General features: G+C 50.5%; 13 protein-coding genes. 9 read left to right on the forward strand and 4 right to left on the reverse strand.

The genetic code is table 11. From position 1 onward, the window contains the following. The first annotated feature begins 3 nt into the window (after positions 1–3). Positions 4–723, forward strand: a complete 720-nt coding sequence (locus tag NSQ46_RS05625; RefSeq protein ID WP_342576453.1) for a hypothetical protein — start codon at positions 4–6, stop codon at positions 721–723. Between the two features lie 42 nt (positions 724–765). Here NSQ46_RS05625 and NSQ46_RS05630 read toward each other — a convergent pair whose 3' ends face one another. Continuing rightward, positions 766–981, reverse strand: a complete 216-nt coding sequence (locus tag NSQ46_RS05630) for a hypothetical protein (protein ID WP_342576454.1) — start codon at positions 979–981, stop codon at positions 766–768. A gap of 553 nt (positions 982–1,534) precedes the next feature. Between NSQ46_RS05630 and NSQ46_RS05635 the strand changes: the two genes are divergently transcribed. The 5 genes from NSQ46_RS05635 to NSQ46_RS05655 all read left to right on the forward strand — a co-directional run bounded on the left by NSQ46_RS05635 (position 1,535) and on the right by NSQ46_RS05655 (position 5,694). After that, a complete protein-coding gene (locus NSQ46_RS05635) occupies positions 1,535–1,756 on the forward strand; it encodes a helix-turn-helix transcriptional regulator (RefSeq protein WP_342576455.1) in 222 nt (73 codons plus the stop codon). An 88-nt stretch (positions 1,757–1,844) separates the two neighbouring features. After that, positions 1,845–2,048, forward strand: a complete 204-nt coding sequence (locus NSQ46_RS05640) for a hypothetical protein (protein WP_342576456.1) — start codon at positions 1,845–1,847, stop codon at positions 2,046–2,048. 1,326 nt (positions 2,049–3,374) lie between these two features. Then, positions 3,375–3,650, forward strand: coding sequence for a hypothetical protein (locus tag NSQ46_RS05645; protein WP_077569093.1), 276 nt, complete (start codon positions 3,375–3,377; stop codon positions 3,648–3,650). 253 nt (positions 3,651–3,903) lie between these two features. Beyond that, positions 3,904–5,022: a stalk domain-containing protein gene (locus tag NSQ46_RS05650; protein ID WP_007132349.1), complete on the forward strand. Its 1,119-nt coding sequence runs from the start codon at positions 3,904–3,906 to the stop codon at positions 5,020–5,022. A 36-nt stretch (positions 5,023–5,058) separates the two neighbouring features. After that, positions 5,059–5,694, forward strand: coding sequence for a pyridoxamine 5'-phosphate oxidase family protein (locus NSQ46_RS05655; protein WP_007132350.1), 636 nt, complete (start codon positions 5,059–5,061; stop codon positions 5,692–5,694). Between the two features lie 157 nt (positions 5,695–5,851). Here NSQ46_RS05655 and NSQ46_RS05660 read toward each other — a convergent pair whose 3' ends face one another. From NSQ46_RS05660 to NSQ46_RS05670, 3 genes are all read right to left on the reverse strand, one after another. Further along, on the reverse strand, positions 5,852–6,025 hold the full coding sequence (locus NSQ46_RS05660) for a hypothetical protein (RefSeq protein WP_007132351.1): 174 nt from the start codon (positions 6,023–6,025) through the stop codon (positions 5,852–5,854). A 406-nt stretch (positions 6,026–6,431) separates the two neighbouring features. Next, the gene (locus tag NSQ46_RS05665; RefSeq protein ID WP_341034970.1) at positions 6,432–10,031 is read right to left on the reverse strand and encodes a cohesin domain-containing protein; all 3,600 of its coding nucleotides are present in this window, start codon (positions 10,029–10,031) and stop codon (positions 6,432–6,434) included. Positions 10,032–10,156: 125 nt separating this feature from the next. Then, positions 10,157–10,702 carry a cohesin domain-containing protein gene (locus NSQ46_RS05670; protein ID WP_213616392.1) on the reverse strand — a complete coding sequence of 182 codons (546 nt, stop codon included), beginning with the start codon at positions 10,700–10,702 and terminating at the stop codon, positions 10,157–10,159. Between the two features lie 288 nt (positions 10,703–10,990). Between NSQ46_RS05670 and NSQ46_RS05675 the strand changes: the two genes are divergently transcribed. The 3 genes from NSQ46_RS05675 to NSQ46_RS05685 all read left to right on the forward strand — a co-directional run bounded on the left by NSQ46_RS05675 (position 10,991) and on the right by NSQ46_RS05685 (position 15,929). After that, the gene (locus NSQ46_RS05675) at positions 10,991–12,379 is read left to right on the forward strand and encodes an extracellular solute-binding protein (RefSeq protein ID WP_213616394.1); all 1,389 of its coding nucleotides are present in this window, start codon (positions 10,991–10,993) and stop codon (positions 12,377–12,379) included. 270 nt (positions 12,380–12,649) lie between these two features. Next, a complete protein-coding gene (locus NSQ46_RS05680; RefSeq protein WP_213616396.1) occupies positions 12,650–13,771 on the forward strand; it encodes a glycoside hydrolase family 88 protein in 1,122 nt (373 codons plus the stop codon). Further along, on the forward strand, positions 13,761–15,929 hold the full coding sequence (locus tag NSQ46_RS05685; RefSeq protein ID WP_213616398.1) for an alginate lyase family protein: 2,169 nt from the start codon (positions 13,761–13,763) through the stop codon (positions 15,927–15,929). The genes NSQ46_RS05680 and NSQ46_RS05685 overlap by 11 nt, the downstream gene beginning before the upstream one ends. Positions 15,930–15,932: the final 3 nt, after the last annotated feature.

Below are 15,932 nucleotides of genomic sequence, written 5' to 3' on the forward strand. Positions count from 1 at the left end.
GAAATGAGCGAATCAGCTACTGTGACATTTCGGAGAACAGATTTGGTTGGTAAAGATATGGTGGATGTTGCCAAGGAGATCGCAGATCACTTTAAGGTGAAGAGAGACTATTTTCGACAATTCACTCGTATAATACAAGTGTCAAAACGGTGGAGAATACTTAATTTAGATCAAAGTTTATCTGAATGGATAACGAGATTTGGTTCGTTGGGTGGTAGAACAAAGATTATTGGGTTGGTACAGAGAGGATTTGGACTTTGTCAAACTGATAAGGATATAGATGAACTTAGAGGGATTTTAGTAGAAGCATTGTTAATCGCTGCTTATGGTGGATCTAAAATTCTTAATGAAACAAGATATGGTTGGGGAGCAAAAGTATATATTCAAAAGGGCACTGGCCAAACACAAGTTGTTAAATATCAATGTCGACTTAATAAGGAAGATGGTTGTGAAGATCGTCATACAGTCGATTTCGGAATCTGGGACGGGTACCACGGGAAATTCTTTGAATGCAAAGCCAACCCGATTTCAATTGGATGCAAAGAAGTAAGTTATATGAATCATCTAAGAGATGTGATGGGTAAAAATGGTTTGAGTCATGAAACATTTTTTGTATGCCCAGAAGATAAAGACTCAATAGAAATGAGGCTGAAAGAGTTAGAGTGTTCTGTTCTATTGAAGCCTATTGGTGTTGAGGAACTAGAAAGAATGATAGCATGTTAGTTTGTTTGAAGAATTGAAAACACGAAAAAAAGACCCTGCTGGCTATCCGCTGGCAGGGTCTTTTTTGTTTATCTTGAGCAGCCGATTTGCTCGCATAATATCCTCAACAGGTATCCAAATGACGCTATCAGGACGTCTTAATTTCACCAGGCTTTTTGTACAGGACTCTGGGATGCCTTGTAACATTTCGCCATTCATTAAGCGGATCATAACAGGTCCCTTTGAACGTACCGCCGCTCTTACCTCTTTCTCCCACACTGTTCAACCCTCCCCTTAATCAATTTGTATATTCAACAAGTTCAATCTTTTCCCTTCTGTGCATCCTGAAAAAAGACCCTACCGGCTAATTGCTGGCAGGGTCTTAACTGCTGCGGGATTACCATTTCGCTATTAGAATCCCTAACGTCACTAAGCTGATCACGATTGATGTTGTGCTTAATACCATTGTAACTTTGTACATTCTGGCAAGATTCATACCGTCAGCTCCTTTGTGATATAATTAAGGAGAGAAGAACAACGCCTTAGATTTCACCAACCCTTCCGGAAGCCCCTTGCGGGGCCCCGATCAGGGTCGTCTGATTAGTCAACCAGAGCGGTGATGAGGTTGATGATTGAACCGGCTAAGCCGATGGTCGCACCCATTAGCATGAGCCTTGCGATTCTTTCATCTCGTTGTTCTTCTTTCCTTGTTTTTCGCATCTTGTCCACCTCCTTTCTATAATTAATTATACAACGAAAATCGTTGAACGTCAACGAAAATCGTTGAAGTTTCTTCCGCAAAGTGGTATATTTTTTTTGAGGTGAAGATGCTATGCTAAGGCTTAAGATAATGGAATTACGAGAAAGTAAAGGAATCAGTGTTCGTCAGCTTAGCGAAGAAACAGGTATTCGATGGAACACTTTAAACGATATGGAGAAAGGGACAGCAAAACATTGGCCCCCAGAACACTTAAACACCCTAATGCGGTATTTTGAGTTGAGAGATGTATCCGAATTGATTGAATATGTGGACGAAAAAGCCACCAAGGATTAAATGCCTGGTGGCTTTTTTTTACATTGATAACAGAACCAATGTTCGCATATAATACAAACAAACGTTCTTATTGTGGAGGCGAACTTGGGTGAAGAAGTACATCGGCGAGGTTATTGAGCTCATCTACGTGGATCGCAAAGGGCAGATCACACAACGTAAGATAAGGCTGCAGGGGATCCGAAATAACTTGATTCGTGCAACATGTCTGAAAACCAATCAGCCAAGGGTTTTCAGAATGGATAATGTCTTATCTTGGGGGCTGGCAAAGGGGGCGGGAAAGAATGCTTCCTGATCCCGAACGTAAATTGCTGCGGATACTAATCAATTACCCTAGCCCTGTTCACGGGACCCGTATGCCTGACATTAGACGGTTAGAGAGGATGACTGGACGCGGGCGGCCGGATATACTGAGAGGGCTCCAATACCTTGAGGATCACGGATATATCGTTTGGCCAGATAAATCCACAACTCGAGGAATTCAAGTGCTTAAACAGGAAACGATTGAGAAGCCGACGGCGCCGACCAAGAACAATACTGCTTATTGGACTTGGTGAATTGTGTTCTATTCCTACGCGGATCAACGGAGCTGTTGCGAAGTATGATTGCTTCATATATGCTAATATCAGATTGTACGGAGTTAATGGATGAGTTATCCCCTTTAAACTCGTCTTACGTGGGGGGTCATCGTTTGATTCTGATCAAGAATAGTGTTGGTTATGGCGTTTTATTACGATACTTTTCCCCTCCGATTTGATCACAAAAAAATCACAAAAAAAATCACGAAATCGGCGGTTACCGATGAATATTCACGATTAATTAATTAATGGAATACAGATGCAAAGCGATTTTATCGACATTAATGTTCAACAGCGAATAAGGATGAAGTAGTGTGAAAGATGGGCGGCATGATGTAACAAAGGGGTCAAAAACCCTGTAATACCGCATAATGAAAGGCTCCCGAGAGGGAGCCTTTTTTATATTATTGAAAAAATGGAAGGGATCATATCTCTTCTATTTCAGGTTTAGAACACGCAAAAATGGTTGAGGCTGAAGTCCGACGTTTTGCGAAGCGGCTATTAGAAATGTCGTCCATTTCGAATGGCCGTCATGAGCTCGATAGCCCTTGGTTTTTGGCGTAACCCGCTCGGACATGGTTCATCCTGAACATTCATGAATATACTGTTCGTAAATGATTCAGGAGGAGCCAATGGACCTGTGTCCGAGCGGGGCTGTCGTTTTTACCCTGATACTTTCGTCCAGCGAGAGAAGAAGCTACGGACTCTTTATTAGGTGAGGCATTAAAAATAATTGAACAAGCAATCAAGGACGGACCCAAGATACCCAGACAGCAATCACAGGGATATGGCATTTAAAATCTAAATTGAAGACCGTAAACATGCCAGCAGAGAGGATCTCCTTTTACATTTAAACCTTCACGGGAAGGTTTACACATGACGGAGTGCGGAGTGATGAATTTGGACGAAGATGAGGGAAAACGGATCATTACGTTTATCGTAGTAGCTGTGATTATTTTTTCACTTATAACCAGCCCCGCGGAAGGAGATGGGGGAGATGACAATATTCCGATCATAGTGAACTAGTGATGGGGGTAAGAGCAGTGAGGAAGAATGGGAACAGTGGTAACGGAAAGAACAAAAAGAATGGAAAGAACAAGAAAAACTCACTGCCCCAAATATCCCCTCAACAGATTGCAGTCATCGTCGGATTGCTTACAAACGCGTTGGAGGTCGAGTCCGTCTTAATCGACAGGGATCAAAGAATCCAAATCTTATTGGAAGGATCCATAAGGAAGAAAACAAAAGCAGATAAAATGGCAGAAGAGCTGGATGATATAAGTGTTAGCGATCTGATAGAAGCTTATATTCTCCGATGAGCAACTAGAAGTGTATGTTTAACCAAAAAATCGAGACGCCTAGAGCCGGCTAGGTTTTATATTCGCAGCCCGTCCCCTTTATATCAAGGAGGCGGGCTGTGTTTTGTAAGGGATCCCGGTATACAAGTCTAACAAAGGAACTATTTCTCGTCCCAAAGTCACAAGCTTGTCTCCATTTTGTTACAACCGCGTAACAGAAACGGGGGCTGCCTTCCAATATAATGAAAGGAAGTGAATTGGAGGGGGAGAGGACATGAATAAGAAACTTGCGGCTGGAGCAGCGATTCTGCTGATGTCCGCGATATTGGCGTGTACGCCTGCACCGCAGCAGGCACAGGCAGCTGATCAGATAGAGCTGCTGGTAGATGGAGAGGCGGCAAAGGCTGCCGGGCAGCCGTTTTATAAAGGAAAGACATTGTATATTCCGATTAGAGTACTGGGTGAATTCTATCCGTATACGTTTCATTGGGACAATAAAAGAAAGATCGCTACGCTAAAGTCTTCGGATGGAGCCAGCGTTTTTAAAGCGGGAAGCAAGCTGGCAACGGCAGTGGGAATGGGCGAAGTCGTATTATCAGGTCCTGTTCTGCTGAAAAATGGCCATTTGTACTTTCCTGCATACGATCTGAACACTTTCACGGGGGCGGAGCTCGTTACGAATACCTCCGGCCGGGTTGATATCCGTTCCGGCTCGATGAGCACGAGCGTACGTGTTCCGACCGAACCGATCGCTGTAGCGGAAGAGAATCCGAAGGTGAAGCTGTACCCTGCCTTGAAGGACGGCGATAAATACCGCGGATTTATTTTGGAGGCTGAAGGCAAGCGATTGCGGTTTAACTGGGAAATTCCAAGATTTCCGAATCGGCCGCCTCAGCTCTTCTACGCGGACGTGAACGGTGACGGCAAGCCGGAAGCGGTTGCCGTGTTTGTGACAGGCTACGGAACCGGGGTGTATGTGCAAGAGATTCACGTCGTCAGTGTGAAGGACGGGAAAGAAATCAAGGTAACGCCTCCGGAGACAGCGGCAGAAGAGGTTGTCGCATCGAGCATTCAGCTTGAGGGTTCAGAGCTGCGGATCGACCTGAATTTACGAGGGAAGTCTCCTAAAAAGCTCCAGCTCCGAATGTCGGATGCGTTTCCCGATTACTCATACAGGACGGAGATCGGCTTCGGCGGGGTCACGTATTATCGGGTGGAGGGGAACAAGCTGATTGCAAGTTCGGCGGGGGATATTGGGTTTGCTTATTATATCGGCGACTTTGAGTTCACATATGCGAACGGTCCGGACGGCCTTCGTCCAGAATCCGTCAAGTTGAAGAACCTGATTGATGAAATCTCGGTAGAAGGTCAGGACAAGCCTGCAGGGAAATAAACGACGGATTCAATACGAGGGTGAGGAGGAACTTATATGGATCAGGGACCGTTTCGTTCCATCGTGACGACCGAGGAGGAGCTCCGATCGATGTTCGGGGAACCGAATCAGGTGGTCAAGCATAAAATGATACATGCTTTGGACAGGCATTGCCGGGACTTTATCGCCAAGAGTCCGCTGCTCTTCATGGCTACGTCGGATGCATCGGGAGCATGCGATGTTTCGCCTCGCGGCGACTCCGCCGGCTTCGTGCATGTGGTGGATGATCACCATCTGGTCATCCCGGAGCGGCCGGGCAACCGCCGCTTCGATTCATTTCGAAACCTGTTGACAAGTCCGGGGATCGGCCTCATTTTTGTCATCCCGGGATTGAAGGAGACGCTGCGAATCAACGGCCAGGCTGTGCTTATCCGTGACGAAGACCTGCTGGAGAAGCTTTCGGCACAGGGCAAAAAGCCGTGGCTCGGCATCGGCGTCACGGTCGAGGAATGTTATATGCATTGCGCCAAATCGTTCATGCGTTCCGGAGTTTGGGATCCGAATACATGGCTGCCGGCAGATAAGCTTCCGAACCCATCCCGCATTATCGCCGATCATGTCAACCAGGAAGGCGTGTCGGAGCAGTCGGTTGCGCAAGGCTTGCAGGAAAGCTATACGAAACGTCTGTACTAACGGGGACGTCCATATCGATGCGTACGCGGAGCATGATCACAGACGCAAAAAGAAGGCTTTCCCGCAAGGTCTAATGATCTTATGGGACAGCCTTCTTGCATTCCTGCGGATTCACACGAGGAGTTACCATTAACCTTCCGCGGCTAGGGGATATAGGCTAATCATCATCCCTGCGGTTGCTCTTGGATGCTGCGACCACAAAGGCAATAATGACAAGCGGAATAAAGATAAACCAGGGAATCGTGATCGTGGTCCCCAGCAGCATGGCCAGCAGCAGGAGGACAACCGCCCCGATAATCAAATAGAGGCAGCCTCTACCGAACGTCTCCATCTTCCATCAGCTCCTTTGTTTAGGATAACGTGAAAGACAAGAGCAAAGTTCCATTTATTTTTTCCAATCATGAAAAACTCTAATTCGGGATATTCCTATTGCCACAGGCTGCGATCGCCGCGATGACATGTACCCATAGCATATCCGATGACGTTAAAACGCCATACCGTAACCGACAAGCTTTATGCTCACTCATGAATGGGTGTTTCAATGGTTTGCGACTACATAAGAATTCATAGGCCGTTTACAGTGCCATCACGCCCTGCGGTCACGCTGGCCTCCGTAATCGGCTTGGTGCAGCTTTAGTGTAAAATATGAAAAGCATACCAGATCAAGTGTTTTTTCAAGCAAGACAAAAGCGCCCCGCCATCGTCTTAGTGAGACGAATGGCAAGGGCGTTTGGTGGTTAAACGGCAGAATGGAGCTTAAGGACGACCAGCCCCAGGTCGGCGATATCGATCAGACCGTCGCCGTTGATGTCCAGTTCCCGGGTATCCTCATTCACGGTCGTACCCACGAACTTGGCGACCAGCATGACATCCAGCAGGTCGACGGTGCCGTCATGGTTGACATCCTCTGCTACGGCTTTGACAATGCTCACATGCTTCACGATATCTTCGCTGATGTGGTGGAGCTCGCCTGTCTCGTCTGCATTCGCCAATGTCCAGGAGGAGCCTGCAGCAAGCGTAACGGAGGCATTCCCTATCAGATTCAATGCCTTGAAGCTGAGCGTGAACACATCGGTGTCGCCGATGACGCTGCGGTCTCCGGTCAGACTGGAGGTAATAACGGCTTTACCGGGCTCCAAGGTGGTGTTCATGTACGTGCCTTCGCCTGCAAACTGGCCGGCCTGTGCGACGTCGACCAATTCCAGCTTGGATGCATCGTAGCTGATCCGCGAATGCATGCTGTACAATAGATCGGCATCCGCTGCCTTAACGGTCACATCAAACGTTTCACCGGTTTTGGTTTCCGCAGGTGCTGCGAGATCGAACCGGATCCGATCGTTCCCCGGGACTTCCGGTTCCTTCGCCATATTCATCGTAATCCGATACATTTGAGTCCGGTTAAACGACGGGGCATAGTACAGATGGCCGTCCGGCCCGAGCGTGAACGATTCGGTATCGGCCAGCTCGATGAACTCGTACGTAGCCGGATCGATTGCATACAGCTTCTTCGTCAAATTGGCGAGCAGAATGCCTTCCTTGCTCCAAACCAGATCATAGTTGCCCCAGCGAAGAGCGGTGCCGCTGTCGGCTGGATTGACGTTAAAGTACTTGATGACCTGAAGCGTATTTGGCTCCAGTGCAAATACATAGCCGTTCACGCCGCCCCACAGCAATCCGTCCGGACCGAAGGTCAGGCCGCCGATAGCAGGAGGGTTGGACAGTCCGGGAATGTCCAGCGTCTTCTCCAGAATATTCTCTTCCTTAACCGTATCCCACACGAATAGCTTAGCTTCTGAGGCCTTCGGATCAACGGCCATGCCGCCGTTAATGCTGGTGGATCCGTACAGCTTGCCGTCTTTGTAAGCTAGGGAAACGACGCTTTGATCTTGCACGACGTTTCGGAACACGCGATAAGCGGCGGAAGGGTCCGCTGCGGTCGGATCAAATACCGTAATGGCTCCTCCAAGCTCGCCGTAGGTCGAAACGGAGCCGAAGTAAATTTTGTCGCCGGCAAGGGTGCTTGCGCCGATTCGGTCCTGGCCGTTGCCCAGCGTGAACAGCTTCTTCGGATTGCCGGTTCCGTCCGGTTGACCCAGATCGTATTCATAGATATCCCCGCCAGGGTAAACGCCGAAGTACATCCGGTTGCCGTAAGACTCGACCGCGCCGGCCTGCCCCATGCTGAACGTCTTGGCCGTATTCGTTGCAATATCGTAGGCGGCCGCCTTGGAAGCCTGCATGCCGGTAACATAAATTTTGCCGTCAGGGCCATTCACGAATTTGTGGGTAATGGTTGCTGAAGGCGGTAAAATATTTTCATATCGCTTGACGGTATTCGTCTGCGGATTGAAGAACACGATAATGCCGCTGAAATTCATCGTAACCAGGCTTGTGCCCGGCAGATCGGGATCATCGACCTGCACCCAATTCGCGCCCCGGAACGCCGTTTCGTATTCCATTCCGGAATCGGCGACTTCATGTGTTACGATATCAAAGGTTTTGATTTTTTTGTCGGCCGGAAAGTAAATTTTGCCGTTCAGAGATTCCTTCGGCAGATGAAGGCCTGACGAGCTCTTCTCGATCACGACATCGAGCCATTCCCCGGCTTCGATATCATAAATGTAGCGTTTTTGCGGCGTATCGTACCGGATGACCAGGAACTTGTCGTCAACAATGCTCAGATCATACACATACCCGGTTTCGTTAAGGGAGGAAGCAATCTCAACCTTTTCCCCGGTCTCGACATTCACTTTATAGACTTTGCTGTGGGACGTACCTGCATAAATATATCCGTTGCTGTAATCGATGGATCGCACGTATTGCTGACCGGCTCCATCAACCATAATGCCGTAGTCGCGGCTCTCCTTGGTGGCCGGATCATACTTCAATACCCGTCCGCCGGGTCCCGCGCCGATATAGACGGCTCCCGCCTCATCGATGGCAAGACACCAGAACACGCTCTCGGTCGGATGGGTATACACTTTCTTGACGTCCTTCGTAACCGGTGAGTAAGCCCACAGCTGCCCGGCCGAGGTGATATACACCGTGCCGTCAGGCGCGATTTCATGGTTCCACACTTCGCCGCCGCCTTCAAGCGGTAAGCTGCGGATGACACGGTAGTCATCGAGATCGACGACGTGGAACATCGGAGGGATGCCTTTTACGGTTGTGTACATAACGTTTTTGCCGTCCTCAATGCCGGCTTCGCCGTCCATTAACCCGACAACGCCGGAAATCGGAAGCGTCCTGAATTCAGGCTCGCCGAATTGAATGTCATCAAGGCTTGCTCCAGGCTGACCTGAAGCCTCTCCGATCGTAATCAGCTTCACTACATTTTCGGAGACGGATTCCATGCCGTTCAGCTGTGCTCCCTTGGCGAGCATGAGCCACGTGCTTCCGCTATCCGCGATGACGTTGAACGTCATCTTAGCGATATCGCTGTCACCATCGATGGCATCCGGCAGGCTCCCCTCCAGACGAATGCTGCCATTCTCTTTATCCGAGGAGAAGGAGGCTTGTGCATCTCCAAACGCACCGGCAGGCTTCACCTCGGCGATCTCCAGCATGGAGGGGTCGTAATAAATGGAGGCGGTAACGCTGGAAATGTCCGCGCCTTCCGTCAAGCTCAGCATCGTGCTGATGGTATCCCCTTGTTCTGCGCTAGCTGGAGCGGACAGCGCCAGCTTTCCCGGAAGCTGGACCGGTTGTTCGTAAGACATCGTAATGTCGTCATAATAAGCGGTTGCCCGGCTGTAAGCGGTCGTGTACAGAATAATTCTGGCATATGCCGCATTCGCCGGCGCTTCCAGGCTTGTAGATGCCGAGGTCCACTGCTTCACGGGAAAGCCCTTCGAGGTGTCGTTATGAAGCGGTTTTTCGGCAATGGATTTATCGGCCGCATCGAAGTAACGGAGGTTCAAGCTTGCCGTCCCGCTTTCTTCCATATACACCGAGGCGGTCACGGTATAAGTGACACCGCTCGTAATATCTAGCTTGCCGCTCATGAGAGCCACGGAATTGCTTTGCGACGTATCGGTGATTTTCAGGCTCTGATTGCCGCTATGGCTGTTCTCCGTGGAAACGGCATAGGTATATTCACCCTCCTTCACAGCAAACATGCTGCTCCAGCCCGGGATGGCGGCTCCAGGTGCGCTATCCTCAAAACCAGGATTGGTTAAAGGCATGCTGACGGATTTGGAAGCCGCCGCCGTAACGCCCGCGGGTGCAAGCTCAGAAGCTGCAGCTGCAGGAGACATGGATAGAAATAGCGAAACGGCCAGCGTGATTGACAGCAGGGAAGCGAGGCTTTTCTTCATTTTTCGAAGGCTTTTATACAATGAAATCCCTCCCGGTAATAAGATTAGGAATGTCTGAATGGATATAAGGAATCGGCTATTCATATTGCTGCCGCATGACAGCTACAGTTTTATGGTGACTTGCAAGCAGGCTGACTCGGTACAGGCTAGCTTGGAGAATCGGACTTTTTGCCTGGGTGGGGGGAGATTTGGAACGACAGCTCCTTCATCGTCTCTAGCGGCAGAAGCCGAAGATCGTTCTTGCCATGTTCATTTACATAGACCTCGGTTGTAATCGCTTTCACGCCATGTAATTGAAGAGTGGCTGCACCCGGTTTTAAAGCAGTGAACGTCATTTCTGCGACTTGAAGCTTCTTCTTATAGGACGTATCCTTGCTCTCCTTGCGGATCAGCACAGCGGAAACCTGGCCCTCCTTGGTCTGCGAACTGGATGGGTAGTTGATATACTGATTCGAAATCTTCATCCCTTCATATCGAAGTTGGCTGGAATTGAATTTTAGATTGAACTGCAATCCATATAAATCCTGTACTTGCGAGGCATTTATGCGAATTTTGACCTTGGATCCCGGCTTGAGGGCATTAGGCACTCTCACCAGCTCCAGTTGTCCGCCTGCTGCGGATGCAGGGTAGGGGGCGAACAGACTGACGAGTAGAAGGACGATCATGACCGTTAAACCGTATTGTTTTCTCAATATGATACACCTCCAGTGATTTTGAATGTTGTTTTGTTGAATCAAAGCATGCTTGCTGACCGGGCACGACCTCCTTCCCTTCGCATTCATCTTTCAGAAATCACTTTATTTACTCTGGTATCCATGAAGTATACAAAAATGATAATCTCATTCAAAATCACTGTCAATGTCCTTAAATAGAGAATAAATTGGAGTAAATGTGGTGTATGATCTGTGTAGAAAATGCTGGATATGGTATACTATCCCTACTATGAACATTGCCTTGTTGGTGAATGGGGAGTCTTGACGATGAGCAACAAACCTGATCGTGTCACGTTTCAGAAGCGGTTGGATGAGATGGTAAGCACGCTTCGGCGCGACATTCTCACCTCGGTCCGCCCGCCTGGGGATTATCTGCCTTCCGAGCTGGCGTTGGCAGAGCAGTACATGCTTAGCAAAAAATCCGTCCGCAAGGGACTTGAGCTGCTTGTGGAGGAAGGATTGATAACGAAAGAACCGCGCGTGGGCAACCGGATCAACGCTCCTGCTCCTGTGCCGAAGGTATCGCTGAAGCTTGGATGCTATCCTTCTCTGGATGATGAGCTGGATCTGAAAGGATTGCTTGAACAGTTCCACGCGCAGTATCCCCACATCTCGGTGGATACGATTACACTGCCCTACACGCACTATCCTGAAGCGATCCAGGGGTATTTGGAAAACGGATGGGTAGATGCACTTTCGCTAAATACGTGGAATTTCCGTGAAATGCTGGAGCATGGCGAACTGGATCGGTTTCTTCCGCTGGAGCCGGATCCGGAGGCGTATTCGTTTCTGGGGGATTATCTGGCGCATGAAGGCAGGCTGTATGCCCGGCCGCTCACATTTTCGCCGGTTGTGCTGTGCTATAACAAAACCCTATTCCGGAAGTGGGGCATGCCGGAGCCGGATAGCAGCTGGTCATGGAAGCAGCTGGCGGAGACGGCAGCTCACATCCAAAGAGAGCACCAGTTGTTCGGCTTCTACGCGCATATTGCCTCAACGAACCGTTTCCCGATCGTATTGCTGCAGAAGCACTTTCGGTTTGCGCAAGAAGAAGGCGGATATCGTTATGATGATCCGAAGCTGTGGGACAGCCTCGGCATGTTCCGGGAGTTAATCTACGGACAAGGCTTGTCTGCCTCTTTCCTGTCCGAATCGGACGGGGACGCCGAGAAACTGTTTTTGCAGCAGAAGACGGCCATGGTGATGACGACGTATTATGGATTAAAAATGCTGAAGCAAGCCGATTTCGAATATGATCTCGCCCCGCTGCCTTATGAGCAAAGCGCGAAAACGCTGCTGCTCGTGACGGGGCTGGCCGTCAACCGGCAATCGAAGCAGAAGGAGGCGGCGCGCCTGTTGGTTGATTTTCTTGGCTCGGCCGCGGCCCAGCTGCATATCCGCAAGGAGACGCTGAGCATTCCGGCCCGGAAATCGTCGGCCGAATGGGACGGCGCGGAAACGATGTATCGACCGTCGCGCTTTAACCTATATCGCGAGATCGTCCCAACCTTCAGCAGCTATGCGGACTTGGGCATCACGATGGAGGAGCTGCATCGGCTCCGGAACGAGCTGAAGCTGTTTTGGGCGAATATGGAGCAGGCCCAGGATGCCGCCGCACGTCTTGCAAGCAGGCTTGGAGTGAAATCCCGACAATAAGCCTGTCCCTGCACGGGAATCTCGCCGGATGGGATAGCATATAGGCAGGAATGCAAGCATCGGGACTGAAAAATACGATTCGTGGTGACCATGGATCGTATTTTTTATTGCAATAGAGATGAAAAAGGACAGGTTTGTTCCTTTTTTATAACCCTAAGGATGCAAAAGTCAAAATAGTGCACATCAAGGCAAAAATCGGCTCTACAAGAACGGTGAGACTTCCCCTATCATGAATCGTAATCATGATCGATTCGAAGGGAGCACGACGTTATGTGGAGCAGTGCGATTAAAGATGCCGTAGAGAAAATCCGGAGGAACATGGATGCCTTCGGGACCCGATTCCCCCACGTCAGCAAGGACGGCGCCTATTTGCTGAATGATAATGACGATTGGACAAACGGCTTCTGGAGCGGTCTTCTCTGGCTATGTTACGAATATACGGGCGACGAGGCCTTCAGATTGGGAGCCGTGCGAACGGTAGAAGACTTCCGCCAGCGCTTTGCGGACAAGAAGGTGCTTGATCATCACGATATCGGATTTCTGTATTCCTTGTCCTCCAAAGCGCAGTGGATCGTCGAGAAGGATGAGAGCGCACGCCAGTTGACGCTTCAGGCTGCGGACTTGCTGCTGAAACGCTGGCGTCCAAGCGGAGGATATATTCAAGCATGGGGTCCTGAAGGAGATGAGAAGGAGGGCGGCCGCATCATCATCGATTGCTTGATGAATCTGCCGCTGCTGTTCTGGGCGGAGCAGCAAACCGGTAAGTCCCAGTATCGGGACATTGCGATCATGCAGGCGGAGAAGACAAGGCGTTATCTGGTGCGGGGAGATGACAGCTCATACCACACCTTCTTCTTCGATCCGCATACCGGGGAGCCGATTGGAGGGGCCACGCATCAGGGCTATACGAACGGCTCGACATGGACGCGGGGACAAGCCTGGGGGGTGTACGGATTCGCACTGGCTTATCACTATACAGGGGATCGTGTATATCTGGAAACCTCCAAACGAATGGCGAAATATTTCTTGAAGCACTTGCCGGAGGATCATGTTGCCTTTTGGGACTTTAATGCTCCCGTAACCGCCGATACCTATCGCGACAGCTCGGCCTCGGCTATTGTGGCGGCAGGTTTGCTGGAACTGATTGGACATTTGGAGGATGGGGATCCCGATAGAGCACGCTTTGAACAAGGACTGCAGGATTCCATGACCTCGCTGGTACGGAATTATTCCACCGTCGGCCAAGAGGCGGAGGGCCTGCTGCAGCACGGTTCTTATCATGTGCGCGGCGGATTGTCCCCGGATGATTTCATGATCTGGGGGGATTATTTTTACCTGGAGGCTTTGATTCGTATGGAGACCGGAAACAAGGGGTATTGGTATGAACGCTGATGCCACGGAAGCTTTGGTGAAAGCCCTTTTAACCACGCTGGATCCGGAGGATCCCGCAATCGGTCCGATGCTGAATGCAGATGATCAAGGTCATCGGCACGATGTACTGGGTAAGCTGCATGCATACTTCTCTTGCCGGAGAACAGCCGGATGGTGGATGAGCCGTGAGGAGAAGCGGATGATCACCGATTATGTGAAGCAGCACTGTGGGGATGAGCTGGAAATCGTCATGAAGACGGCGAATGAGGTGATGCAGCAGACGTTCCTGTTCCGCTTTCTGTGGGATATGGAGCGGAGCGTCGTTCCCGTTACATTTGACGGTGATATCGATTGGTGCCATATTCCCGATCAGGACGTAGAGTGGGCTTACATGCTGAATCGCCACCGCTATTGGGTGGCGCTGGGACAAGCGTATGCGATGACTGGCGATGAGAAGTATGCGGAGGTGTTCTGCCGCCAGCTTGAACACTGGATCGATCGGAATCCTGTCCCCGAAGAGCCTACGACGGATACGTTGACCTGGCGCCCGATCGAGGCGGGGCTGCGCAGCGCGAACTGGATCAAGGCGCTTCGATACATGATCGGCAGCCCATCCCTTACTCCGTCGCTGCTCGGTAAAGCGCTGATTTCGCTTCACGAGCACGGGGAGTATCTGGCCGCTTCCTTCACCAGCTGGAAACATATCAGCAATTGGGGCGTCCTGGAGACTTGCGGCTTATACCATATTGCGTTGTTCTTTCCCGAATTCACCCAGTCGGCAGGGTGGCGGGAAATGGGCGAAGAGAGATTGAAGGAGACGGCAAGGCTCCAGATCATGGCGGACGGCATCCACTGGGAGCAATCGCCAACGTATCATCACGAGGTGCTGGCTTGTTATCTTGACTGCGTCCACCTTGCCAAGCTCAACGGGTCGGAGCTTGACGACTCATTTTGTCGTACGGTCCTCGAGATGGCCGAAGCTTCCTTGTACTGGGCCAAGCCGAATCACAGGCAGCCGATGCTGGGAGACAGCGACGATAGCGATATCCGTTCCATTCTGACCTTTGCCGCATGGCTGTTTGAGGATTCCGTCCTGCGCTTTGGCGGACATGCCCGGCCGGATTACGACAATGCCTGGCTGTTCGGCATGGAGGGAATCCGTGATTACGAAGCGATGGTGCCTGTAGAGCCGCCATCCATGAGCCGGGCTTTTCCCCATTCCGGTCATTATACGATGCGAACGGGCTGGGACGAAGAAGCGCTGTACCTTTATTTTCACTGCGGTCCGCTCGGGGGAGGCCACGGTCATGCCGATATGCTGCACATCGATCTCCATGCCTACGGCCGCGACCTGCTCACCGATCTTGGACGGTACAACTATAGCGATCATACGCCGCACAGAAAAGCATTAAAGGAGAGCTCCGCCCATAACACGACCGTCGTCGACGGAATCGGGTTCACCGGGATCAGGGATACCTGGTCTTTCGACCGGATGGCCGGGCCGATGGGCTGCAAATGGATCAGCAAGCCTGACTTTGACTATGTCGAGGGGATGCATGACGGCTATCTTTATGGGAATGAACCGTTAATTCCGCGCAGAAGGATCATCTTTATCAAGCCGTATTTCTGGCTGTTGATCGACAGCTTGGCGTGCCGTGAGCAGCATACCCTGACTCAGCACTTCCATTTTCCGCACCCGCCAGGCGAAGTTCTGATGGAAGCAGACACCAGGATTTGCCGTACAAACACCCCCGGGGAAGCGAATCTTTCGATTATCCCCATAACGACGGCCGACCAGTGCGGGGAAGTGGGCGAGGGCGTGATCTCCCGCGAGTATAACCTGCTCGAGCCTAATTCGAATGCGTCATACTCCCGGACAGTAAGAGGATGGATCAGCATCATGCAGGTGCTTTATCCCCATCGTCCAGGCGAAACAGCCTCTCCGCGAGTCCGCAAGGTACCGGTATATCGTCATACGGGGGAGCAGGTTCATGACGGGCAAGCCGAGGCTTGCGGCGTTCAGCTCCCGGGAATGGAAGAGGAGTTTATTCTCGTTGTTAGCCACCGTGCACCGTCGGGTCATTTTGATTGTTATGTGGTGGAGGGCATGCAGATCTTCGGAGAGGTTGTGCTGATGACCCCTCAAGGAAGAAAAATGCAATCAACCGTCATCATTTAATGC

The organism is Paenibacillus sp. FSL M8-0142 (assembly GCF_038597315.1).
GTDB classification, from domain to species: domain Bacteria; phylum Bacillota; class Bacilli; order Paenibacillales; family Paenibacillaceae; genus Paenibacillus_AQ; species Paenibacillus_AQ lactis.

Coding starts and splice junctions, on each gene's coding strand:
- NSQ46_RS05625 (WP_342576453.1), top strand. CDS start 4: ATGAGCGAATCAGCTACTGTGACATTTCGGAGAACAGATTTGGTTGGT.
- NSQ46_RS05635 (WP_342576455.1), top strand. CDS start 1,535: ATGCTAAGGCTTAAGATAATGGAATTACGAGAAAGTAAAGGAATCAGT.
- NSQ46_RS05650 (WP_007132349.1), top strand. CDS start 3,904: ATGAATAAGAAACTTGCGGCTGGAGCAGCGATTCTGCTGATGTCCGCG.
- NSQ46_RS05655 (WP_007132350.1), top strand. CDS start 5,059: ATGGATCAGGGACCGTTTCGTTCCATCGTGACGACCGAGGAGGAGCTC.
- NSQ46_RS05660 (WP_007132351.1), bottom strand. CDS start 6,025: ATGGAGACGTTCGGTAGAGGCTGCCTCTATTTGATTATCGGGGCGGTT.
- NSQ46_RS05675 (WP_213616394.1), top strand. CDS start 10,991: ATGAGCAACAAACCTGATCGTGTCACGTTTCAGAAGCGGTTGGATGAG.
- NSQ46_RS05680 (WP_213616396.1), top strand. CDS start 12,650: ATGTGGAGCAGTGCGATTAAAGATGCCGTAGAGAAAATCCGGAGGAAC.
- NSQ46_RS05685 (WP_213616398.1), top strand. CDS start 13,761: ATGAACGCTGATGCCACGGAAGCTTTGGTGAAAGCCCTTTTAACCACG.